The organism is Acidobacteriota bacterium (genome assembly GCA_039028635.1).
Taxonomy (GTDB): Bacteria; Acidobacteriota; Thermoanaerobaculia; order Multivoradales; family JBCCEF01; genus JBCCEF01.
On sequence record JBCCHV010000005.1, the window covers coordinates 49,198 to 71,152 of the forward strand.

Below are 21,955 nucleotides of genomic sequence, written 5' to 3' on the forward strand. Positions count from 1 at the left end.
GAAACAGGTCATGAAAGGCTTCATCGCGGCATTGGCCGTACTCGCCCTCGCCCTCCCGATGGCGGCAACGGCGCAATCCGCCCACAGCCTCATCCTCAGCCACGCCCGCCAGACCGGCGACCTGCCGCCGCGGCTCCAGGTCTACCTCGACGTGGTCGACGACGAGGGCCGAGCGGTGACCGCCATCGCTCCGCCCCAGCTCACCGGCACCCTCGGCCAGGAGCGCCTCGACCTCGACCGCCTGCGTCCCTTCGACGCCACCGGCGAAGGCGTCGGCTATCTGTTCCTGGTCGACATCTCGAAGTCCCTCAGCGAGGCCCAGTTCCGTCAGATTCGCTCTGCCCTCGGCACCTGGCTGGGCGATTTGCGACCGGCGGATCGCGCCGCCATCCTGGCCTTCGGTGACAGCAGCCGGCTGGTGGTCGATTTCACCAGCGATGTTGCGACGCTGCGGGCCGGTCTCGATGATCTGGGCCCCACGGACCAGCGAACCCTTCTCCACCGCGCCCTGGTGGACGCCCTCGAGCTCGGTCGACAACGGGATCAGCAGATTCCCGGACGACGGGTGCTGGTGGTGCTCACCGATGGCAAGGACGAAGGCAGCGGGCTGCTGCCGGAAGACGTGCTGACCAAGCTGCGCCAAGACCCGATGCCGATCTACGCCATCGGCGTCAGCAAGCTGCCAACAGCGGAGCAGCAGAGGTACCTCGAGGTGCTGCACCGCTTCGCTTCCAACTCCGGCGGCGCCTTCTACACCGGCAGTGAATCCTTCGAGGACCAATACGGCGAGATTCGGGATGCCATCCGGCGAGTCTGGGTCGCGGAGATGAGCTGCGCCGGCTGCCGCGTCGATGGCGAGAGCTACCGCCTTCAGCTCCAGCTCGAGCACAGCGGCAGGCGTCTGTCCCAGGGCACCGACCTGCGCCTCCTCCCCACCGTCTCCTCGACCGCCGCCAGCGGCAGCGGAACGGCGGCGTCCTCCAGCGTCGAGGGCTCGGCAGGCGATCCCCAGGGGCGGGATCCGATGACCGCAGAACCTCCGCCGCCGGCCGGCGGAGAAGTCGGGCCCGACACCGCGACCTCGCCCCAAACCACCACCGAGACGCCGCGCACCGATCCCGGCCGAAGCGACCCGACCGCGGCCACGGACCCCGCGGACCGAGCGACCACGGGCGCTGCGCGACCCTGGTGGAAGAACCCCACCCTCTGGCTGATCCTGCTCGCCCTCGGACTGCTCGGCTGGCTGCTCTCCCTGCGCCGCCGCAAGCAGCCCCGGGAGGAGCCAGCCCCCAGCGAAGACCTCGAGGCGACAGCCGCCCTCGGCGACCTGCCGACCGAAGATGGTGAAGCCACCATGCCGGGGGCCGCCGCCATCGCCGCCGCTGGCGGCATCGATCCGCCGGGCGCCGAGATCACCGGTGTCTTCAATCCCCGCAGCGTACGCTTCGTCGTCCTGCGGGGAAGCCGCAAGGGCAAGGAGTACCGCCTCCTGCTGCGCAACAAGGCGACCATCGGCTCGCGCTCGACCTGCGACCTGGTCCTCGCCGACGAGGAGGACATCGCCGCCGAGCAGTTCGAGCTGGTGCAGCTCGACCGCCAGGTCTTCATCCGCAATCTGGCGGAGCGTGCCCCGACGCTGGTCAACGGTCTGACCCTGAGCGAAGGCCAGACCCTCAAGACCAACGACCTGGTCGGCACCCGCGGCACCATTTTTCGCACCGTGATCTTCTAGCCTCAGCTCCCTCGAGCTGGCGGTAGAAACCACGGTCTTACCGACACTTCCAGCAAACACTCCCTTCTCCCCGGGCCGGTGCTCCGTGTACACTGGCGCGCAACCACGTTCGACCAACCCGTCGACCTGACGTTCTCGACATCGCCGTTGAGGGAGCCGGAGGGAAGCATGCAGAAGCCCCGTGATCTATGGAGCTCGAGATTGGGATTCGTCCTGGCCGCCGCCGGTAGCGCCATCGGCCTGGGAAATCTCTGGAAGTTCCCCTACATCACCTGGCACAACAACGGTGGAGCCTTCGTCCTCGTCTACCTGCTGTGCATCGCCGGCGTCGGCCTGCCGATCATGATCGCCGAGATCCTGGTCGGTCGCCGCACCCAGCGCAGCGCCGTCGGAGCCCTCAAGGAATCGGTGGGCTCCGCCTGGGGCTTCGTCGGTGGCTGGGGAGTGGTCACCGGGTTCGTCATCCTGAGCTTCTACACGGTGGTCGCCGGCTGGACCCTGCTCTACTTCATCAAGTGCCTCGGCTGGAGCTTCAACGGCTACCCGATCGACTACAGCGGTGGTGATGCCTTCGGGGTGATGACCGGCAATGGGCCTCTCCAGATTTTGCTGGCGGGGTTGTTCATGGCCTGCACCATGACCGTGATCTATCGCGGCGTCGGTCAGGGGATCGAACGCATTTCGCGCATCCTGATGCCGACCCTGATGGTCATCTTGGCGCTGCTGCTGGTCAGCGCCCTGACCATGGAGGGGGCCGGCGAAGCGCTCGCCTTCATCTTCGCCCCGACCTTTTCGGAGCTGCCCTGGAACGGTGTTCTCGAGGCTCTCGGACATTCCTTCTTCACCCTCTCCCTGGGGATGGGCGCGATGATCACCTATGGCTCCTACCTGAGCCGCAAGAACTCGGTAGTGCGCTCTTCGATGATGGTGGTAGTCCTCGACACGGTGATCGCCATCGTCGCCACCGTCATCATGTTCTCGGTGATCTTCAGCAAGCCCGGCATGGCCGAGCAGATCAGTCGCTCGACCGCCGGCATGCTGTTCATCACCTTGCCCGACCTGTTCTACACGGTCGTTCCCCTCGGCAAGGTCCTGGGGCCGCTGTTCTATCTCCTGGTGGGCTTCGCGGCCCTCACCTCGACCATTTCCTTGCTCGAGGTGGTGGTCGCCTACTTCATCGACGAGCGCGCCATGAGCCGCGCCAAGGCCACCACCCTCTGCGGCCTCGGCACCTTCTTCATCACCCTCCTGTGCGGCCTGTCCCTGGGCGCCTTCGGCCCGTTGTCGAGCTTCGAGATCTTCGCCGGCAAACGCGGCCTGTTCGACACCATGGACCACTTGGCGGCCAACTGGCTGCTGCCCATCGGCGGCTTCCTGATCACTCTCGCGGTGGGCTGGTTCATGACCCGCAAGACGAAGGAAGAGGAGCTGATGGACGGCACCCAACCGGGTTGGTTCCGGTACGGCGTGTGGAGCTTCTTCATCCGCTTCGTGTCGCCGGCGGCGGTGGCTCTGATCATCCTGGCGGTGATCTTCCTCGGAGCCGACTTCACTTAAAGCGGCTCCGACCGCCATGCACGATCCGATTGCCAGGCTGGCGGCCGAGCTGGGCGAGAGCTGGCCCCACCTGAAGGCGGGCCAAGAACGCGCCCAGGCCAAGCGCCGAGAGCTCGACTCAGCGCTCACCGACTGCACCTCGTCGGAGGCCTCGATCGTGGTCTTCGGTTCGCTGGCGCGGGACGAGTTCTCCGCTGGCTCGGACATCGACTGGACCCTGCTGGTGGATGGCCCCGCAGATCCCAGGCACCTCGAGCGAGCGCAGTCCGTCGACCGCCACGTGCGCCGCATCGAGCAGCGCAAGCCGGGTCGCGAGGGCACCTTCGGCAGCATGGCCTTCAGCCATGATCTGGTGCATCAGATCGGTGGCGAGGACGACACCAACAGCAACACCACCCGACGGATCCTGCTGCTCCTCGAAAGCGCGGCGATCGGCCGGCCGCAAGCCTGGGAGCGGGTCGTCCATCACGTCCTGCGACGCTACCTGGCGGAGGACCGCGGCCTGTGGTTCGGAAGCCGTCGCACCCGCATGCCGCGTTTCCTGCTCAACGACATCGTGCGCTACTGGCGCACCATGACGGTCGACTTCGCCTACAAGCAGCGCAGCCGGGCCGGCGAAGGCTGGGCGCTGCGCAACATCAAGCTGCGCACCTCCCGCAAGCTGATCTTCGTCGCCGGCCTGCTCACCGCCTTCTGCTGTGAAACCGGGCTGGCCCCGGATGAGAAGGAGGAGATCTTCGGCCAGCACGATGTCGACCGCCTGACCGAGCACTTTCGACGCACCGTTGGCCAGACCCCGCTCGAGATGCTCGCCACCGCCTTCCAGCCTCACGGCGACCTCGCCGATGCGGCGCGCCAGGTCTTTGGCGCCTATGATCGCTTTCTCGGCTTGCTGGCGGACGACGACGCCCGTCGGCGCCTGAGCGACCTGACCTTCGATGACCTCGGCGAAGACGAGCTCTTCCACCACGCCAGCCGCACCTGCTACGAGCTGCAAGAAGGCCTCGACCAGCTCTTTCTGACGCCGGGAGCACCGTTGTTCGACCTGACGGTCAAGTTCGGCGTCTTCTAGCTCGGCAAGGGAGATGATCCTCGGCTTCTCCAGCGGCGCCATTGCGCCGGGCGACCCGGCGACAGCGATCGCCGCGACCGCCCATCACGGCGCGACGGCGATCGAGCTCTCGGCCCTGCGCTGGGACGAGCTCGAGCCCCTCCTCGAGGGGATCCCGGATCTCCCCTTGGCCGGCTTTCAGCACGTCTCGGTGCACGCTCCCAGCCGCCTCCCGGAAGATCGCGAGGCCCTGCTGGTGGAGAGTTTGGCCGCATCGGTTCCTGTTCCCTGGCCGCTGGTCGTCCACCCCGACATGGTGCGTGACCCGAGCCTCTGGACCCCGCTCGGTCACCGCCTTTGTCTCGAAAACATGGACCGGCGCAAGGCCGTCGGTCGCACCGTCGGCGAGCTCGAGCCCCTGTTCGAGGCGCTGCCCGAAGCGACCTTTTGCTTCGACCTGGCCCACGCCGTTCATGTCGACCCGACCCTCGCCGCGGGACGCGAGCTGCTCGCAGCCTTCGGCGACCGGCTGGCCCAGCTCCACCTCAGCGACCTCACCCCGGAGGCCCGCCACCGTCCCCTGTCGACCGCCGCCGGCGAACGGCTGCTGCCGCTGATCGAGGAGATTCCACCCACCGTTCCGGTGATCCTCGAAAGCCCTGTCACGCCATCGGCCGTCGCCGCCGAGCTGGCCGGCGCACGACGCCTGTGGCGCGCTGCCCAAGGCGTGTAACGGAATCGCCGCCCTCCTCCCTATAAGATGGTGGGCGTTCCTTTGCTGTTCGTCCTCCGAGGAGGAGCGTTCGCGTTCGGTCCTTGGAGGGAGGAGAGGCCGCCATCGGTTTGTCCTCGCTGCTCGACTTGCTTGGCCATTGCGGCATAGTGAAATCTCAATCCGAAGGAGAAGACTCATGAAGCGAAGGCTCGTCACGGGACTCCTGGCGCTCGCCCTGGTGACCCTTTCCGGCAGTCTGGCCGCCCAACCTTGCCGCGTCGGCCAGGGACTCGGCGCCACCATGCTGATCCCCTACTTCGAGGTCGACACCGCCAATCCGTCCGGTATCACCACCCTGTTCTCGGTCAACAACGAGTTCAACGGCGTGACCGCAGCGCGCGTCGTGCTGTGGACGGACATGGGCATCCCGACTCTCGGCTTCGACCTCTTCCTCGAGCCGCGAGACCTGCAGTCGATCAACGTTCGCGACCTGTTCAACGGCGTCGTGCCGTCGACCGGCGGCAGCTCGGACCTCACCCAGATTCCCTTCTGCAGCTCGCCGACCTTCACCCCGGTGCACGTCAACCCGGTGCTCACCGCCACTGAGATCGGCAAGCTGCGGGCGGCCCACCGCGGCTTTCAGGATCCGGTGACGAACCTCTGCTCGGGCGCTCCCTACAAGGACTCCATCGCCCGCGGCTACATCACCATCGACGTGGTCGATGAATGCAGCGGCATCGAGTACGGCAAGCGCTTCACGCCGGCGGACACGGACTTTCCGTACTTCATCGACGGCGATGGCGGCATCGGCGAGGCCAGTAATCGCCTGTGGGGCGACTTCTTCATCGTCAACCCCGGCGAGAACTTCGCTCAGGGCTCGGAGGCAGTCTCGATCTGGTCCGACCCGACGCTCTTCGCGGGGCCCAACGAGTTCACCTTCTACGGCCGCTTCGACGGCTTCACGGCTCAGGACGACCGCGCCCCGCTGCCGGATCTGTGGAGCAGCCGCTTCCTCACCGGCGGCGCCTTCTCCGGCGGTACCGACTTCATCGTCTGGCGCGACCCCGGCACCCCGGAGGCGGATCAGTTCGCCTGCTTCGGTGGCCAGCCGTCCTGGTTCCCTCTCAACACCTCGTTCGTCACCGCCCGTAACGAGGCCGGCGCGGACCCGGACTTCATTACCAATTTCCCTCTCATGGCCCTCGCCACGCAGCGCTTCTCGGCGGACGAGTTCGACTTCAACTACAACAACGGTCGGGTTCAGTTCGGCTTCGCCGACGGCCCGAACCTGCAGAATCACCGCCAGGCCTGGCTGCAGACTGTGTTCTCGGCCGAGAACCGCTACAGCCTCGGGCTGAACGGAATTCCCGTCAACAGCCTCTGCAACGTCGCCCCGTAGGACGCTCGACGCCGGTTGGCCGGCACTCGGCCAACCGGCGCACATCCCCTCCAGTCCGAACCTCCTCAGGCGCCCCTCGCGGCACCCTTGCGCTCCTCGGCGGCGTGGGGCAAACTGCCCGCCATGACCGCCGCCGTGGACCTCGAGCGCGAGCTCAACCTGCAACAGATCGAAGCCGTCACCCACGGCAACGGCCCCCAGCTCGTCATTGCCGGCGCCGGCTCCGGCAAGACCCGGGTGATCACCTATCGCATCGCCTGGCTGATCGGCGAGCTCGGGGTCTCGCCCGGCGCCATCACCGCCGTCACCTTCACCAACAAGGCCGCCGCAGAGATGCGCGAGCGGGTGGAGGGGCTGGTCGACCAGTGGCCTCTCGAGACCTTCGTCGGCACCTTCCACCGCTGGGCCCTGATCCAGCTCCGGCGCTACGGCGAACGGGTCGGCTTGGCGCGCAACTTCGCCATCCTCGACACCTCGGACCAGCTCAATCTGATCAAGCAGGCGCTGCAGATCGAGGGCCTATCGGAGAAGTCCTTTCCGCCCCGCGGCGTGCTCGCCACCATCAGCAGCGCCAAGAACCGGCTGATCGACCCGGACGCCTTCGAGGACGCCGCCGACTCGTTCTTCGCCCGCCGCGTCGCCCCCTGCTACCGCCGCTACCAGGGGCTCCTCGCCAAGGCATCCGGCGTCGACTTCGACGACATGCTGTTCCTGGCGGTGCGCCTGATGGAGCAGGAGCCGGATGTCCTCGACCGGTTGCGTTACCGCGCCCAGTACCTGCTGGTGGACGAGTACCAGGACACCAACCAGGCCCAGCAACGGCTGATCGAGGTTCTCGCCGGCGAGCCGGCCAACCTGACGGCGGTGGGCGACGAGGATCAGGGCATTTACCGTTGGCGCGGCGCCGACATCGCCAACATCCTCGATTTCGAACGCCACTTCCCCGGCACCGAGGTGCGCAAGCTGGAGCAGAACTACCGCTCCACCCAGACCATCCTCGACGCCTCCGGCGCCCTGGTGGCGAACAACCAGGGCCGCCGCGGCAAGCGGCTGTGGACCGACTCCGGCGAAGGCGAGAACATCGTCGTCTTCAAAGCCACCGACGAGCAGGAAGAAGCGCGCTGGCTGGTTCAGGGCCTGAGCGACCTGCGCTCCAAAGTGCCGCTTTCGGAGATGGCCATTCTGGTGCGCACCAACGCCCAGACGCGTTCGATCGAAGATGAGCTGCTGCGGCGCGAGATCCCCTACATCCTGGTCGGCGGCACGCGCTTCTACGAGCGCGCCGAGATCAAGGATCTGGTGGCCTACCTGCGGCTGCTGCGCAACCCGCAGGATTCCTACTCCTTGGAGCGCATCCTCAACCGGCCGGCGCGCGGCATCGGCAAGGCCACCCAGGAAATGCTGCGGCAGGAGGCGGACTCCCTCGGGCAGCCCCTGTGGGACGTCATCTTCCAGCGCCAGACCCAGAATCTGCCGACCCGCGCCGCCACCGCCGTCGGCAAGTTTCGCGACCTGATCGCCGGCCTGATGGCGGCGGCCGAAGAGCTGCCCTTGCCGGCCCTCCTCGACCGCCTGCTGGAAGACACCCGTTTCCTCGACATGTACCGCCCAGACCATCCCGAGGACGCCGGCCGCATCGAGAACATTCGCGAGTTCCTGTCGGCGGCACAGGAGTTCACCGAGTCGCGAGCCTTCAACTCCGACGACGAGGACCTGCTGACTCCCTTCCTCGACCACGTCGCGCTGGTCGCCGACCTCGACGACTGGGAGGTCGAGCGCGGCATCTCGGTGATGACGCTGCACAGCGCCAAGGGCCTCGAATTCACCGCCGTGGTGGTCGCCGGCCTGGAAGACGGCCTGCTGCCGCACTTCAACTCCCAGGGCACCCGTGACGACCTCGAAGAAGAGCGCCGGCTGCTCTACGTCGGCATGACCCGGGCCCGCCGCCACCTCTCCCTCACCAACTGCCGCCGGCGGCGCATCGCCGGTCGCTACCAGGACCAGCGCGAGTCCCCCTTCCTCGCCGAGATCCCGGAGGAGCTGCTCGACATCCAGCAGAGCCCCAGCCTGTTCACGCCCGGCGGCTCGGCGGACAGCGTTTCTTCCTTCTTCGGTCGCGCTCCCCGCACCACTGAAGAGCCTTCCCTGGACGAGTCCTTCTCCCAGGAAAGCCGCCAAATCCGCCGCGGCAGCCGGGTGCGCCACCCCACCCTCGGCGAAGGCACCGTGCTCTCCCTCGAAGGCCAGGGTGACCACACCAAGCTGACCGTCTACTTTCCCAAGGCCGGCAAGCGCAAGCTGGTCGCCCGCTACGCCAACCTCGAGCTGTTGTAGGGATCCGGGCTCGCCGAGCCCGCGAGCCCACGGTCGAGTTTCGCGGCGGTCGCGACGGCCGACGCCGTGATCGCACGGCGGCCGCAGCAGACCACCAGTTCGAGGTGCGGGCGCTTCACTTTGCGTCCTTTCCGGAAAAGACCCGACTCCCTGGGGTGAACGGCATCAAACGATGCCTCACCGCAAGGAGACAGACCATGGGACATAACAGCGAGAGCAAAGGCCGCACCTTCATCCTGGAGAACGCCCGCATCTACCTGCCGGGCTCCCTCCCCGACGAGGCACCCAAGACCGCCACCCAGGCTCCCGCCAGCGGCTGCTGTGGGTCCGGGCCGGAACCGACGACCGGAGCCAAAGCCACCGGTTGTGATACCCAGTCCACCGCTGCGCAAGCGACCTGTTGCTAACCCCCAACCGGCGCCGGTCGCCAATGCGAACCGGCGCCCTGGCGACTCCGAAAGAAGGAGAGTCTTCGATGACCGACGTCAAGAAACTTCCCATCGCCATCGTCGGGGCCGGGCCGGTCGGCCTGGCCGCGGCGGCCAATCTGGTCGAACGCGGGCTGCAGCCGCTGATTCTGGAAGCCGGCTCCTCCATCGCCGCCAGTATTCGCGCCTGGGGGCACGTCCAGCTCTTCACGCCCTGGGCCTATCTCATCGATCCGCCGAGCCGCCGTCTGCTCGAAGCGCACAGCGACTGGATCGCTCCGGACAATGACCGCCTACCCTACGGCCACGAGCTGGTGGAGCAGTTCTTCGAGCCCCTCGCCGGCCTTCCCGTCATCGCCGAGGCGATCCACCTGAACCACGAGGTGACCTCGATCGCGAAGGACGGCCACGACCGGATGAAGAACGGCGAACGCGCCGCGGCGCCGTTCTTGATCGTCGCCCAAACGCCGCATGGCCCGCGTCGCTATTGGGCACAGGCCGTGATCGATGCCTCGGGCACCTGGACGACCCCGAATCCCCTCGGCGCCGGCGGTGTCGAAGCCGACGGCGAAGGCGAGTTTCAGCAGCACATCCGATACGGCATGCCCGACATCCTGGGCGCCGAGCGCCAGCGCTACGCCGGCCGGCGGACGCTCGTGGTGGGCTCCGGCCACTCGGCGATCGGCTCGGTCCTCGGCCTCGCCGAGCTCGCCGCAGAAGACGGCGAGACTCAGGTCGCCTGGGCCGTTCGCAAGCAGGACCCGCGCAAGCTCTGGGGTGGCGGCGAATCGGACGAGATCGCGGAGCGCGGCCGGCTCGGCTCGCGGGTCGCCGCAGCGGTCCAGTCCGGCGCGGTGAGCTTACTCACCGGTATCTCCATCGCAGCCCTGCGAGAGCACCCGGACGGCATCGAGGTGGTCGATGTCGAGGGCAGCGGTCAGGTGGTGGTCGACGAGCTGATCGTCGCCGCCGGCTCCCGACCGGACCTGAAGATGCTGCGGGAGCTTCGCCTGGAGCTCGATGTCGCCACCGAAGCCGCCAAGCCGCTCGGCCCGATGATCGACCCGAACTACCATAGCTGTGGAACCGTCAAGCCGCACGGTTTCGAAGAGCTCCAGCATCCGGAAGAAGGCTTCTTCATCGCCGGCATGAAGAGCTACGGACGAGCTCCGACGTTCCTCCTGCGCACCGGCTACGAACAGGTTCGCTCGATCGTCGCTCACCTCGCCGGCGACGACGAGTCGGCCCGCCAAATCGAGCTCATTCTTCCGGAGACCGGGGTCTGCTCGACCAACCTGGCCTTCGACGACTCGAGCGCGGCGATCCCGGCGGGCGAATGCTGCTGATCTCGGGGGGCCGAGAGCTTCGCCGCCTGACGGCGAGGCTCTGCCTGATCGAGCTCGTAGCCTGGGGAGTTCTCTACTACAGCTTTGCGGTCTACCTGGCCGCGATGCAGGACGAGCTCGGCTGGTCCTCCGCCACCTTCGCCGGCGGCTTCTCCCTGGCGCTGTTGGTCGCCGGTCTCGCGGCGCCAATCGTCGGTCGCTGGATCGATCGTCACGGCGGCCGCCGCCTGATGGTCGCCGGCGCCTTGGCAGGAGGTGTCGGCGTCGCCGTCTGGAGCATCGCCCACTCACCGCCGGTGTACTTCGCGGGCTGGATTCTGATCGGCGCCGGCATGGCGGGAACCCTCTACACTCCCGCCTTCGCCACCATCGTCCGCTCCCACCCCGGAGAGAGTCGCCACGCCATCCTGGTCGTCACCCTGATCGGCGCGCTGGCCTCGACCCTCTTCATGCCCCTCGCCAGCGGCCTCGGAGAGAGCCTGGGCTGGCGGGGAGGGCTGCTCGTCCTCGCCGCGGTGATGGTCGCGGTGATCACCCCTCTGGCCCTCGGCCTGCCCGCACCCGCTGCCGACAAAGCGGTCAACACCGCGGCACCGGGCCCCAGCGGTGAGGTACCGGGCCGCTTCCGGCTGCTGGCCTCGTCTCTGATGATCGCCGACGCCGCCGGCGTCGCCGTCCAGGCCTACCTGGTGCTCTTCCTGGTCGAGCGTGGGCTGCCCCTTGCCGCCGCAGCCGGCATCGCCGGTCTCGCCGGAGCAGCCAAGATCGCAGGCCGCCTGGCCACCGCGGCGGGCCACAGAATCTCTGCGCTGGCGGTGATGCGCCTGTCGCTCTTGCTGACTGCGGCCGTGCTGCTCCTCCCTCTCCTGCAAGCCGGCACAGCCGCGGCCATCGCCATGGTCCTCGGCATCGGCGCGACGACCGGTGCCCGCACCATTCTTCGTCCTTTGGTGGTGCTGGAGCTCTTCGGTCGCCGCGACTTCGGCAGGAGCAGCGGCCTGCTACAGCTCTGCACCGCCCTCACCAAGGCGGCCGGTCCGATCGCCTTCGGCCTCCTGCTCACCGCCCTGGGCTGGAGTTGGGCCTGGTCGCTGCTCGCCCTCCTGCTGGTCGCCAGCGCCGCCGCCATGCACGGTCTTCGGCCAACGCCAGAGCCCATGCTCGAACCCCGCGGCGCCCTCGCCCCAGGAGACCTCTCGCCATGAACCGGTGGCTCCGCAACGCCCTCTACCTGATCGCGGCCGATTATCAGCGCTCTTCCGATACCCACCTGGTGCGGGTCGAGCCGCCTCCAGCCAACGAGGTGAGCCTCTATCTGAAGGATGAGTCGACTCATCCCACCGGCAGCCTCAAGCATCGTCTGGCCCGGTCACTGTTCCTCTATGGACTCTGCAACGGCCACATCCGCGAGGGTACGACCATCGTCGAGTCGTCATCGGGCAACACCGCTGTCTCCGAGGCCTACTTCGCGCAGCTTCTCGGTCTACCGTTCGTCGCGGTCGTCCCACAGGGCACTTCGCAGAAGAAAATCGACCAGATCGCCTTCTATGGCGGCAAATGCCACTTCGTGCCGGGACACCAGATCTATGCCGAGGCGGCGCGGCTCGCCGCCGAGCTCGACGGCCACTACCTGGACCAGTTCACCTACGCCGAGCGGGCGACCGACTGGCGCGGCAACAACAACATTGCCGAGTCGATCTTCGAGCAGATGAAGTGCGAGCCCTCCCCGACCCCCAGCTGGATCGTGGTCAGCGCCGGAACCGGCGGTACGGCCGCCACCATTGGGCGCTACATCCGCTACAAGTCCTTCTCGACCAGGCTCTGCGTCGCGGACCCCTCGAACTCCGTTTTCTTCGACTACTTCAGGACCGGCGACCAGAAGCTGGTGTCCGACCAGACCTCCAACGTCGAGGGCATCGGTCGGCCGCGCGTCGAACCATCCTTCAACTGCGCTGTCATCGACAAGATGATCAAGGTGCCCGATGCTGCCGCCTACGCAACCCTGCGGTTCCTCGAAGGCATCCTCGGCCGACGCTGTGGCGGCTCGACCGGGACCAACGCCTACGCGGCCCTACAGCTCATCGCGAGCTTCGAGGGAGGAGAGCTACCGGCCAGCGTCGTGTCGATGATCTGTGACGGCGGGGATCGTTACTCGGACACCTACTACGACGATGCCTGGCTAGAGCGGCACGGATTCGACCTCGCCCCCTACACTGAGCAGCTCGAGACTTTCTGGGAGACCGGCGTTTGGAACACCCTGGCGGGCGAAGAGCACCGCTGCATCGGCTGATCGGGCAGCCGCCGCGACGGGAGAGGAGGCCCAAGAACCGCGCTTCTTGGGCCGGAGCGGGACGCGCAGTCAGGGGCGCTCGGCCCGGGACCCGCAGTCAGGCGCGCGCAGCCCCTCTCGGAAAAAACCGCTAGCTGCGCTGGAAAAGCCGCAAGGCGGACTTTTTCAGCAGTCTGCTAGCGGTCGCTGCGCAGCAGCGAGTAGAGATGATTGTCGACCCGGCCTTCGGGCAGGCGGAAGTAGCTGCGCAGCCGCCCCTCGTGCCGGAAGCCGAGCTTTTCGAGGACCCGCCGGGAGGCTTCGTTCTCGACCGCACAGCGTGCTTCGATGCGCTCGAGGACGGTGCCGGCGAAGAGATCTTCGAGCAGCAAACGGAGCGCGACGGTCATCACGCCGCGGCCCTGGAACGACGTCGACAAGGCGTAGCCGACCTCCGCCAAGCCGTGCTCCCAGTTGCTAACCACCAGGGTGATCCAGCCAGCCGGCTCGTCGTCCGACTGCACGATCCACTGAAATTTCTCACCCCGGGAGCGGTAGAGGTCGCTCATGCGATGGCTCGCCACGTCGGTGCGCAGTTGACCGACGGTGAGGTCGTTGAGGGGCTGGTAGCGACGCACCGAGTCCTCGGCCCGCCAGCGGCGCAGGAACTCGGCATCGCGCGGAACGGCCGGCCGCAGGCTGACGCGAGGGTTCGGGGGACTGACCGGCAGGGACATTCGAAGTTCGGGCTCTCCCCGACCTCCTCGAACCAGAGAACGGGGTGATGAGGATTGAGGTTTAGGTTACTACAGAGGGCTACTCACGGACCGTCAGGCCGAGCATCTGAGCCTCCTGCGTCGACGGTGGGGGCGAGCCACCTCCGCGAGAGAAACCCTCGAGCAGCGAAAGCAGAACGATGTAGGAGTAGCCCTGCAGGAAGAGGAAGAGAAACGGCAGGGAAGCCCACATTCCGTCCCACGCCGCAAAGGCGAAACAGGCGATGAAATAAAGGGCGAAGACGACCTCGAGAAGCAGGGTCATGCTGCGACCGGCACGGTAGCGCTTCGGTTTCCAGCCGTCGGCACGCTCGACGATCGAGAATTTGGGAGTGCGCACGAACTCGCCGCCCCGCTGGCGAAAACCGGACAGCACCGCCGCCGAATTGCTCAGCGAAAGGCCGATACCCAGACCCATCAAGGCCGGCAGCCAGCGCAGCGAGCGGCGCCAGTTTCGCCCGCCGGCGATCTGGCTGGCCGAGTAAAAGACCAGCACCGAGACGGTGGCGGCGAGGAACAGCGGCAGATCGATCAGCAGCAGAAGCTCGATCGAGGAGCCGCGGCGCAGGACCATGGCGGGAAAGACCAGCAGCGCCAGCACCACCATCAACAGATAGCTGACGTTGTTGGTCAGGTGGACGGCGGCCTCGGCCTTGACTCGCCAAGGCAGATCGGCAGCGAAGATGCGGCGCAGCAGCTTGCGGCCGGTCTGGATCGAGCCCTTGGCCCAGCGGTACTGCTGGCTCTTGAAGCCGTTGATCTCGACCGGTAGCTCCGCCGGCACCAGCAGGTCCGGCAGATACAGGAACCGCCAGCCGGCCATTTGCGAGCGATAGGAGAGGTCGAGGTCTTCGGTCAGGGTGTCGTGCTGCCAGCCTCCGGCCTGCTCGATGGCCTGGCGCCGCCAGATGCCGGCGGTGCCGTTGAAGTTGAAGAAGCAGCCGCTGCGATTGCGCGCGGTGTGCTCGATCACGAAGTGGCCATCGAGAAAGATCGCCTGGATCCGGGTGAGCAAAGAGAACTCCCGATTGAGGTGATCCCAGCGCGCCTGAACCATGCCGATCCCGGGGTCCGAGAAGTAGGGCACGGTGCGGCGCAGAAAGTCCTTGGAAGGCAGGAAGTCGGCATCGAAGACGGCGACCAGAGAGGCCTTCGTCTGCTTCAGGCCGGCCTCGAGTGCGCCGGCCTTGAAGCCGGTGCGATCCTCGCGGTGGAGGTGGCGGATCGGCACCCCGAGGTCGGCCTGCCGGGCCACCGCATCGGCCACGATCTGGCGCGTCTCGTCGGTGGAGTCATCGAGTACCTGAATCTCCAGCCGCTCCCGCGGATAGTCGATCTCGCAGACCGCATCGATCAGGCGACGGGCGACATACATCTCGTTGTAGAGTGGCAACTGGACCGTCACCAAGGGCCATTCCTCGGGCGGCGCCGGCTCGACGGCGACCCGTTTCCGGGAGCGCCAGTAGAGGACCACCAGCACCATTCGGTGGATGCCGAAGATGGCGAGGATCCCCAAGATCCCGTAATACATCCCAAGCAGTGTCGATGCCATCCCTGAGCTCATCCTCTATCGCCTCCACGACTGCCAAACCCCCGGCGACCGCTGCCGTCTGGTGGGCCGGCGCACCCCTGGTGGCCCTCTGCGCGACGCTGGCGGTCCTGCGGAACCTCGAGCAACACCTCTCCTGGACCGTCTTCCTGCTCACGGCAGGGACCTGCGGTCTGTTGTGGATCGGGCGTCGCCTCGAAGCGGTGCACGCGCCGACCGTGGCCCTGCTCGGCATCGCCTTGCTGATGCGACTGCCGCTGCTGACCTTGCCGCCGACGCTCTCCGACGACATCCTGCGCTACCTCTGGGACGGTCGCGTCGCCGCCGCCGGCCAGAACCCTTACGCCCTGGCACCGGAGGCTGCCGAGCTCGCGCCCCTGCGGGACGACCTCTGGCAAGCCCTTCCCCATCGCCAGGTTCCGACCGTCTACCCGCCCCTCGCCGTCGGCCTGTTCAGTATAGCTGCACGCCTGCCGGCCTCTCAGCAAGTCTTGAAAGGCGCCCTCGCCGGTGCCGATCTGCTCGCCGCCTGGGGGCTGATCGCCATCGCCCGACGACGGCACTGGCCGGTGGCTCGCGTCGTGCTGTTCGCCTGGAACCCCTTGCTGGCCCTGGAATCCGCCGGCATGGGACATATCGACGCCCTCGGGGTCGCCGCCACGGTGGCGGTCGTCGCCGCCCTCGTCGGCCCGCGCCGCGACGGCCGGGCGGCGCCCCTGGCGGCCGCCGCCGGCATCCTGGCCAAGCTCGCGCCGGTGGCAGCGGTGCCCATGTGGGGTCGCCAGAGTGGCCGCCCGTGGCGCTTCGTGCTGCTCGCCGGCGGCACGTCCCTGGTGGCCTTCGCACCGGTGCTCCTGGCCACCGGCGGACCACCCCCGGGTTGGCTCACCTACGGCGTGTCGTGGGAGTTCAACGGTCCCCTCTTCGAACCTCTGTGGCGCCTCGTCGACCGGCTCGGCGTAGCGGCCGGGTTGCACCACCTGCTCGACCTGGTCAAGGCAGGAACGGGTCATCACGAAGGTTGGAATCGGCTCTACCCGTGGATTTATCCCAAGCTCATCGCCAAAACCCTGCTGGCGCTGCTGATGGGACTCGCGGTGTGGCGCTCCTGGCGACGCCCGGACCCGGTGCGCGGGACGGCGGAGCTGTTTGCAGCGCTGCTGCTCTGTTCGGCCACGTTCTATCCCTGGTACATCACCTGGATGATGCCGTGGGCAGCCCTCCTCCGCCGGCACTCCTGGCTGCTGTTGAGCGCTCTGCTACCGCTGAGCTATCTGCCCCAATTCTCGAACCTTCCCCTGATGCCATGGCTGTTCGCCGCCATCTGGGGCCCCTTCTTCCTGCTCGAGATCCATCGCCGATGGTCGTCTACCGGCTGACCCTCTCCTATCGCGGCGGCGCCTACCACGGCTGGCAACGGCAGGCCAACGGCCGCACCGTTCAGGAGATGGTCGAGACCGCCCTCGGCGAGCTCCTCGAGCGACCGATCACGGTTCACGGCGCCAGCCGCACGGACGCCGGGGTGCACGCCCGCGGCCAGGCGGCGCATCTGCAGCTCGAAGAGCCCTTCGCCACCGGCGGCCTGATTCACGGCACCAACCGCCACCTACCGGCAGATATACGTGTCCTGGCGGCGGACCGGATGCCGGACGGATTCCACGCCCAGCGCCACGCCGCCGGCAAGGAGTACCGATATCGCCTGATCCGCGGCCGGATCTTGTCGCCCCTCGATGCTCCCTTCGCGGTTCCGGTACGGCCGGAAATCGACCTCACGCGCTTGCGTCGCGCCGCCGCCGCCCTCGTCGGGCGCCACGATTTCACCGCCTTCGCCCTTGCTGGCGGCTCCCACCAGCAACCGTTTCGCCACATTTGGCAGGCAGACTGGCTGGAGAACGGGAGGGAGCTGGTTTTCCGAGTTTGCGGCGACGGCTTCCTTCGGGGTATGGTCCGCAGCCTCGTCGGTACGCAGCTCGACGTCGGCCTCGGACGGCGCTCTCCGGACTCCTTTGCGGCGCTCCTCGAGGGCCGACCGAGGAGCGCTGGAGGACCTACGGCCCCGGCCCACGGCTTGTGCCTGATGGGGGTTTTCTACGAACCACCATGGAGCCCGATGAAACCTGACGATATGGTAACTTAGCGTCCCTACGGTGGTAATTTTTTAGTGTCCCAACGGCGATGATCGATCTCTCTACACTCGCCGAGCCCGGATCGCCGGAAGAGCTCCTCGTCCGGCGGCTCGATCTCGAACGGCTTCCGCGCCATGTCGGTATCATCATGGACGGCAATGGTCGCTGGGCTCGGGGTCGCAATATGCCACGGGTCGAGGGTCACCGCGCCGGCATCGCGTCGGTCCGCGACACCGTCGAGGCGGCCGCCCGCCTCGACTTCGAGGTCCTCACCCTCTACGCCTTTTCGGTCGAGAACTGGAAGCGGCCGCGCTTCGAGGTCTGGACGCTGATGAACCTGCTGAAGGAGTACGTTCGGCGGGAGCTCGACACGCTGGTCAAGAACCGCATTCGACTGCAGGTGCTGGGCCGCTGGCGGGAGCTCGACCCCTCGGTGATCAACGTCCTCGAAGGTGCCCTCGAGGCCACCCAGGACGGCGATCGCATGTGCCTCAACATCGCCCTCAACTACTCCGGCCGCTGCGAGATCGTCGATGCCTGCCGCCGCATCGTCACCGACTGGGCCGCCGGCAAGCCGGCCGATATCGACGAGGAAACCCTCGGCCGCTATCTCTACACGTCGGGTCAACCGGACCCGGACCTGTTGATCCGCACCTCCGGCGAGATGCGGGTCAGCAACTTCCTGCTCTGGCAGATTGCGTACTCCGAGATCTGGGTCACCGAAACCCTATGGCCCGATTTCCGGCGCCGCCATCTCTTCGAAGCCATCCTCGACTTTCAGAGCCGGGATCGCCGATTCGGCGCCGTCAAGGATTCCGAGTCCCCCGAAAGCCAGGCTTCCGGTCGCCGCTAGGTCCGCGCCCCACCCATGCAGCGCCTCCTGACCGCCGCGGTGCTCGCACCGCCATTCGTGGCCTCTATGTTCTGGGGGCCCTGGCAGGTCTTCATGGCGATCATCGTTCTCGGCATCAGCCTCGCCGCCTGGGAGTTCGGCCGCATCGCTCGCCCTGCCGGCGGCCGAGGCGTTCTCGCCCTGCTGCCGATTCTGATTCCCTTGGCCGCCGCCGCTCTGGCGGTCGGTCCACAGCACCCACGGGTGGTTTTTTCCTTGGCCGTCGGCCTGGTGTTGGTGCCCGCCTGCTTGGTGCTGTTCGAGCGCTCGGACCTCTCCAAGGCCCTCGCCGGCGTCGGCGCCCTGACCTTCGGAACGCTCTATTTCGCTGTCCCAATGCTGGTCTGTTTTCGCCTGCGGCAGTTCGACTCCTGGGTGGTCTTTCTGGGCTTCGCCATCGTGTTCCTCGGGGACACCGGGGCCTACTACTTCGGACGCGCCTTCGGGCGCCGAAAGCTGGCCCCGCGGGTGAGCCCGAACAAGAGCTGGGAGGGCGCCTTCGGCGGCCTCGCCGTCGCCCTCCTGGTGACCGCCCTGTGGAGCCTCGGTCGCTTCGAGGAGATCCGCTGGCCGCTGATCGGCCTCGCCGCCGTCACCTCCATCGCCGCCCAGCTCGGAGACCTGGTGGAGTCGATGTTCAAGCGCGGCTCCGGCATCAAGGACTCCGGCACCCTGTTACCGGGCCATGGCGGCGCCTACGACCGCATCGACGGGCTGCTCTTCGGCCTGCCGGTGCTATGGCTCGGCGCCCAATGGCTCGGTATCGAGGCACTGCTGCCGTAGAAGACGCTAAAATCGCCCCGGCGGTGGGAGGAATGTCGGCAGCTCCCGGCTTGTTGCGGCACTGAAAGCTCCGCACGGTGGATCTCGACACGCCGCTGAGCGTAAGAAGACATCAGAGGGCCAGCGGGCCCTGACCAATACCCCTCGCACTCGAGGCTCGGCCATGTTCAACGACTTCCTCTACATGCTGTTCGCTTTCCCCTTCGCCCTCGGCGTGATCATCTTCGTTCACGAAGCGGGACATCTGCTGGTGGCCAAGGCTTTCAACGTCCGAGTGCACACCTTCTCCCTCGGCTTCGGCAAGCGTCTGTGGGGGTTCCGTCGTGGCGAGACCGATTACCGGGTCTCCCTGATCCCCCTCGGCGGCTACGTCAAGCTCGGCGGCGAGATGCCGGACGAAGCCACCGGCGATCCACGGGAGTTTCTCGCCAAGCCGCGCTGGCAGCGCATTCTGGTCTACCTGGCGGGTCCGGCGATGAACGTGGTGCTGGCCATCGCCCTGATCGCCGGCGTTTTCATGGTCGGTACGACGACCTCCGACCTGCCCGACATCGAGGCCGTGATCGGAGGAGTGATCGAGGGTTCCTCGGCCGAAGAAGCAGGCTTGCAGCGAGGCGACCGGGTGCTCGCCGTCGACGGCGAGCCGGTCGAGCGCTGGGCCCAGGTCTCCCTCGCCCTGCTGACCTCGCCGGATCGTGCCGTCGAGCTCACTCTCGAGCGTCAAGGCCGAACGCTGCAGGCCGCGGTCACCCCCAATCGCCTCGACAAGTACGAGATCGGCGACCTCGCCGGCCTCTACCCGTCGGTACGCCCGAGCATCACCCGGGTCGAAAAAGACAGCCCCGCCGCCCGCGGCGGCCTCGAGGTCGGCGATCAGCTCACCAGCGTCGACGGCCGACCGGTCAACGACGGCAAATCCTTCGCCGACCACATCGCGGCCCACGCCGAAACCGAGGTCGTGCTGGGCGTGCTGCGCAAGCAACGCCCGGTGGAGCTGCGCGTCACGCCGAAAACGGACGATCAAGGGCGTGGTCTCATCGGCGTCGGCCTGGGCTTCTATCAGCGCTACGGGCTGGTCGACGCGGTGGTCCAGAGCTGCCGCTACAACCTCCAGATCGTGCAGCAGACCTTCGTCGTCCTCGACCGCATCTTCAAGCGTCGGCTGTCCGCCAAGGGCGCCCTGGCGGGGCCCATCGAGATCGCCGTGCAGAGCGGTCAAGCGGCCCAGACCGGCTTCAAGAACCTGCTCCACCTGATGGGCTTGCTGAGTATCAGCATCGCCCTGGTCAACCTGCTGCCGATCCCGATCCTCGACGGCGGCCAGATCACTATCCTGTTGGTCGAGAGCGTGCTGCGCCGTGACCTCTCGCTGCGCTTCAAGGAAATCGTCGCCCAGGTCGGATTCGTGCTGATCATGCTCTTGACGGTGACGGTGATCTACTTCGACCTGGCCAAGAACCTGCCCTTCGGGGGCTCCTGACGGAGCTCTCGGAGCCGCTCGAGACCGCCACCCGATGGCCGCGAGCGGCAGCGCGGCGTTTCTCGGCACCCTGCTAAGATGAAAGCGATGTCGCCGGTGCTCGCAAAGGCCCTCCGGATCCTCGGCAGGCTCGCCTACGTGGGCGCCCTGGCGGGGGTTTTCCTGCTCGCCGCCTACCTGTCCTTCAACGCCTTCGTGCGCAGTGGCGCCACCGCCGCTCCAGATCTCGCGGGCCTGCCGCGCCAGACCGCCATCGACCTGCTCGCCGATCACGGGTTGAGCGCCCGAGTGCTCGAGGAGTCGGCGCGCTTCGATGGCGCCATCGCCGCTGGACACGTCGTCGAACAGCAGCCCCGGGCCCGCACCCTGGTGAAGCGCGGCAGCACGGTGCAGCTCGTCCTTTCCCTCGGCCCCCAGAAGACGCAAGTGCCCAGCCTGCGCGGTCAGTCCCTGCAATCGGCTCAGGTCGCCCTCGCCAATTCGGGCCTCGCCCTCGGTCGGACGCTGCGGGTGTACGAGCCCACCCTCGAGCCCGGCACGGTGGTCGAGCAGGCTCCGGCCACCGGCGAGGTAGTGCCGCCGGGAGCGACCGTCGACGCCCTGCTGTCTCTCGGCGGCTCGGCGGAGCGCTACATCATGCCGGATCTGGTCTACCGTGACTACGAGACCGTGCGCCGCTTCTTCGAAAACCGCAAGTTTCGTCTCGGCAGCGTCAAGTTCGAGACCTACGAAGGCGCTCGGGATGGAGCCATCCTGCGTCAGTTCCCCCTCGCCGGACACCCCTTGACCCGGCGCGAGGCCATTTCCCTGGTGGTCGCGACGCCGCCCGCAGCCGCCACCGAAGAGGACCTATGAAGATCGCTCCCTCCCTGCTCGCCGCCGATCTCGCGGATCTGGCCGGCGCCCTCGCCATTTGCGAAAAGGGCGCCGCCGACCTGATTCACGTCGACGTGATGGACGGCCACTTCGTGCCCAACTTGACCTTCGGCATTCCGGTCATCGAAGCACTGCGACGCCGCACCGAGATCCCCCTCGACGTCCACCTGATGGTGGAGCAGCCGGGCCGCCTGCTCGACGAGTACCTGGCGGCCGGCTCGACCGCCGTCGCCGTGCACTGGGAGGCCTGCCGCCATCTCCACCGGGTGATCGATCGCATCCAGGGTCAAGGCGCCGCCGCCGGGGTGGCTCTCAACCCGGCAACGCCGATCGAGCTCCTCGATGACATCCTCGGAGATCTCGACTTCGTCCTGCTGATGTCCGTCAACCCGGGATTCGGCGGCCAAGCATTCATCCCCGGTGTCCTCGACAAGAGCCGGCGACTGCGTCGTCGGCTGGCGGAACGGGAGCTCGATGTGGTGATCTCGATCGATGGCGGCATCGACCGCGATACCATCGGACCGGCGAAGGCCGCCGGAATCGAGATCGCCGTCGCCGGCTCGGCCATCTTCGGCACCCCGGACCCGGTGGCAGCCATCCACGAGCTGCGCGAGCGATCCCAGAATTCTCCCTCGGAGTAAG

The 21,955-nt window shown here is 67.2% G+C and carries 19 protein-coding genes; 17 read left to right on the forward strand and 2 right to left on the reverse strand.

Annotated elements, in window-relative coordinates:
• Positions 1 to 10: 10 nt before the first annotated feature.
• The 10 genes from AAF604_03485 to AAF604_03530 all read left to right on the forward strand — a co-directional run bounded on the left by AAF604_03485 (position 11) and on the right by AAF604_03530 (position 12,852).
• Entirely contained in the window at positions 11 to 1,732 is a 1,722-nt protein-coding gene (locus AAF604_03485) for a VWA domain-containing protein (GenBank protein ID MEM7048690.1), read from the forward strand.
• A gap of 168 nt (positions 1,733 to 1,900) precedes the next feature.
• Positions 1,901 to 3,289 (forward strand): sodium-dependent transporter, encoded by a 1,389-nt coding sequence (locus AAF604_03490; protein MEM7048691.1) that lies wholly within the window; start codon positions 1,901 to 1,903, stop codon positions 3,287 to 3,289.
• A gap of 16 nt (positions 3,290 to 3,305) precedes the next feature.
• Positions 3,306 to 4,361 (forward strand): nucleotidyltransferase domain-containing protein, encoded by a 1,056-nt coding sequence (locus AAF604_03495; protein ID MEM7048692.1) that lies wholly within the window; start codon positions 3,306 to 3,308, stop codon positions 4,359 to 4,361.
• Between the two features lie 13 nt (positions 4,362 to 4,374).
• Complete coding sequence (locus AAF604_03500; protein ID MEM7048693.1) at positions 4,375 to 5,073, forward strand: hypothetical protein; 699 nt, start codon at positions 4,375 to 4,377, stop codon at positions 5,071 to 5,073.
• 178 nt (positions 5,074 to 5,251) lie between these two features.
• Positions 5,252 to 6,454 (forward strand): hypothetical protein, encoded by a 1,203-nt coding sequence (locus AAF604_03505; GenBank protein MEM7048694.1) that lies wholly within the window; start codon positions 5,252 to 5,254, stop codon positions 6,452 to 6,454.
• A gap of 123 nt (positions 6,455 to 6,577) precedes the next feature.
• Positions 6,578 to 8,788 carry a UvrD-helicase domain-containing protein gene (locus tag AAF604_03510; GenBank protein ID MEM7048695.1) on the forward strand — a complete coding sequence of 737 codons (2,211 nt, stop codon included), beginning with the start codon at positions 6,578 to 6,580 and terminating at the stop codon, positions 8,786 to 8,788.
• Between the two features lie 197 nt (positions 8,789 to 8,985).
• Entirely contained in the window at positions 8,986 to 9,195 is a 210-nt protein-coding gene (locus AAF604_03515) for a hypothetical protein (protein ID MEM7048696.1), read from the forward strand.
• 68 nt (positions 9,196 to 9,263) lie between these two features.
• Positions 9,264 to 10,562, forward strand: a complete 1,299-nt coding sequence (locus tag AAF604_03520; GenBank protein MEM7048697.1) for an FAD-dependent oxidoreductase — start codon at positions 9,264 to 9,266, stop codon at positions 10,560 to 10,562.
• Positions 10,553 to 11,767, forward strand: coding sequence for an MFS transporter (locus AAF604_03525; protein ID MEM7048698.1), 1,215 nt, complete (start codon positions 10,553 to 10,555; stop codon positions 11,765 to 11,767). Before AAF604_03520 ends, AAF604_03525 begins: the two co-directional genes overlap by 10 nt.
• Entirely contained in the window at positions 11,764 to 12,852 is a 1,089-nt protein-coding gene (locus tag AAF604_03530; GenBank protein ID MEM7048699.1) for a PLP-dependent cysteine synthase family protein, read from the forward strand. Before AAF604_03525 ends, AAF604_03530 begins: the two co-directional genes overlap by 4 nt.
• 176 nt (positions 12,853 to 13,028) lie before the next feature.
• On the opposite strand, the gene AAF604_03535 is transcribed toward AAF604_03530, so the two are convergent.
• Both AAF604_03535 and AAF604_03540 read right to left on the reverse strand, forming a co-directional pair.
• A complete protein-coding gene (locus AAF604_03535) occupies positions 13,029 to 13,568 on the reverse strand; it encodes a GNAT family protein (GenBank protein MEM7048700.1) in 540 nt (179 codons plus the stop codon).
• Positions 13,569 to 13,647: 79 nt separating this feature from the next.
• Positions 13,648 to 15,159 (reverse strand): cellulose synthase family protein, encoded by a 1,512-nt coding sequence (locus AAF604_03540; protein MEM7048701.1) that lies wholly within the window; start codon positions 15,157 to 15,159, stop codon positions 13,648 to 13,650.
• Positions 15,160 to 15,239: 80 nt separating this feature from the next.
• Here AAF604_03540 and AAF604_03545 point away from each other — a divergent pair, with 80 nt between their 5' ends.
• The 7 genes from AAF604_03545 to rpe all read left to right on the forward strand — a co-directional run bounded on the left by AAF604_03545 (position 15,240) and on the right by rpe (position 21,954).
• Positions 15,240 to 16,535, forward strand: a complete 1,296-nt coding sequence (locus AAF604_03545; GenBank protein MEM7048702.1) for a hypothetical protein — start codon at positions 15,240 to 15,242, stop codon at positions 16,533 to 16,535.
• Positions 16,517 to 17,293, forward strand: coding sequence for a tRNA pseudouridine(38-40) synthase TruA (gene truA, locus AAF604_03550; protein MEM7048703.1), 777 nt, complete (start codon positions 16,517 to 16,519; stop codon positions 17,291 to 17,293). The genes AAF604_03545 and truA overlap by 19 nt, the downstream gene beginning before the upstream one ends.
• A 38-nt stretch (positions 17,294 to 17,331) precedes the next feature.
• The gene (locus tag AAF604_03555) at positions 17,332 to 18,135 is read left to right on the forward strand and encodes an isoprenyl transferase (protein MEM7048704.1); all 804 of its coding nucleotides are present in this window, start codon (positions 17,332 to 17,334) and stop codon (positions 18,133 to 18,135) included.
• Positions 18,136 to 18,150: 15 nt separating this feature from the next.
• A complete protein-coding gene (locus tag AAF604_03560; protein ID MEM7048705.1) occupies positions 18,151 to 18,957 on the forward strand; it encodes a phosphatidate cytidylyltransferase in 807 nt (268 codons plus the stop codon).
• Positions 18,958 to 19,120: 163 nt separating this feature from the next.
• On the forward strand, positions 19,121 to 20,437 hold the full coding sequence (locus AAF604_03565) for a site-2 protease family protein (GenBank protein ID MEM7048706.1): 1,317 nt from the start codon (positions 19,121 to 19,123) through the stop codon (positions 20,435 to 20,437).
• An 87-nt stretch (positions 20,438 to 20,524) separates the two neighbouring features.
• A complete protein-coding gene (locus tag AAF604_03570; GenBank protein ID MEM7048707.1) occupies positions 20,525 to 21,292 on the forward strand; it encodes a PASTA domain-containing protein in 768 nt (255 codons plus the stop codon).
• Entirely contained in the window at positions 21,289 to 21,954 is a 666-nt protein-coding gene (gene rpe / locus AAF604_03575; GenBank protein MEM7048708.1) for a ribulose-phosphate 3-epimerase, read from the forward strand. Before AAF604_03570 ends, rpe begins: the two co-directional genes overlap by 4 nt.
• Position 21,955 lies beyond the last annotated feature (1 nt).

Excerpts from the sequence above, each read along its gene's own strand:
- AAF604_03510 (MEM7048695.1), top strand. The coding sequence starts at position 6,578 with ATGACCGCCGCCGTGGACCTCGAGCGCGAGCTCAACCTGCAACAGATC.
- AAF604_03515 (MEM7048696.1), top strand. The coding sequence starts at position 8,986 with ATGGGACATAACAGCGAGAGCAAAGGCCGCACCTTCATCCTGGAGAAC.
- AAF604_03530 (MEM7048699.1), top strand. The coding sequence starts at position 11,764 with ATGAACCGGTGGCTCCGCAACGCCCTCTACCTGATCGCGGCCGATTAT.
- AAF604_03520 (MEM7048697.1), top strand. The coding sequence starts at position 9,264 with ATGACCGACGTCAAGAAACTTCCCATCGCCATCGTCGGGGCCGGGCCG.
- AAF604_03555 (MEM7048704.1), top strand. The coding sequence starts at position 17,332 with ATGATCGATCTCTCTACACTCGCCGAGCCCGGATCGCCGGAAGAGCTC.
- AAF604_03485 (MEM7048690.1), top strand. The coding sequence starts at position 11 with ATGAAAGGCTTCATCGCGGCATTGGCCGTACTCGCCCTCGCCCTCCCG.
- AAF604_03495 (MEM7048692.1), top strand. The coding sequence starts at position 3,306 with ATGCACGATCCGATTGCCAGGCTGGCGGCCGAGCTGGGCGAGAGCTGG.
- AAF604_03570 (MEM7048707.1), top strand. The coding sequence starts at position 20,525 with ATGTCGCCGGTGCTCGCAAAGGCCCTCCGGATCCTCGGCAGGCTCGCC.
- AAF604_03560 (MEM7048705.1), top strand. The coding sequence starts at position 18,151 with ATGCAGCGCCTCCTGACCGCCGCGGTGCTCGCACCGCCATTCGTGGCC.
- AAF604_03540 (MEM7048701.1), bottom strand. The coding sequence starts at position 15,159 with ATGGCATCGACACTGCTTGGGATGTATTACGGGATCTTGGGGATCCTC.
- rpe (MEM7048708.1), top strand. The coding sequence starts at position 21,289 with ATGAAGATCGCTCCCTCCCTGCTCGCCGCCGATCTCGCGGATCTGGCC.
- AAF604_03525 (MEM7048698.1), top strand. The coding sequence starts at position 10,553 with ATGCTGCTGATCTCGGGGGGCCGAGAGCTTCGCCGCCTGACGGCGAGG.
- AAF604_03500 (MEM7048693.1), top strand. The coding sequence starts at position 4,375 with ATGATCCTCGGCTTCTCCAGCGGCGCCATTGCGCCGGGCGACCCGGCG.
- AAF604_03565 (MEM7048706.1), top strand. The coding sequence starts at position 19,121 with ATGTTCAACGACTTCCTCTACATGCTGTTCGCTTTCCCCTTCGCCCTC.
- AAF604_03535 (MEM7048700.1), bottom strand. The coding sequence starts at position 13,568 with ATGTCCCTGCCGGTCAGTCCCCCGAACCCTCGCGTCAGCCTGCGGCCG.
- AAF604_03505 (MEM7048694.1), top strand. The coding sequence starts at position 5,252 with ATGAAGCGAAGGCTCGTCACGGGACTCCTGGCGCTCGCCCTGGTGACC.
- truA (MEM7048703.1), top strand. The coding sequence starts at position 16,517 with ATGGTCGTCTACCGGCTGACCCTCTCCTATCGCGGCGGCGCCTACCAC.
- AAF604_03490 (MEM7048691.1), top strand. The coding sequence starts at position 1,901 with ATGCAGAAGCCCCGTGATCTATGGAGCTCGAGATTGGGATTCGTCCTG.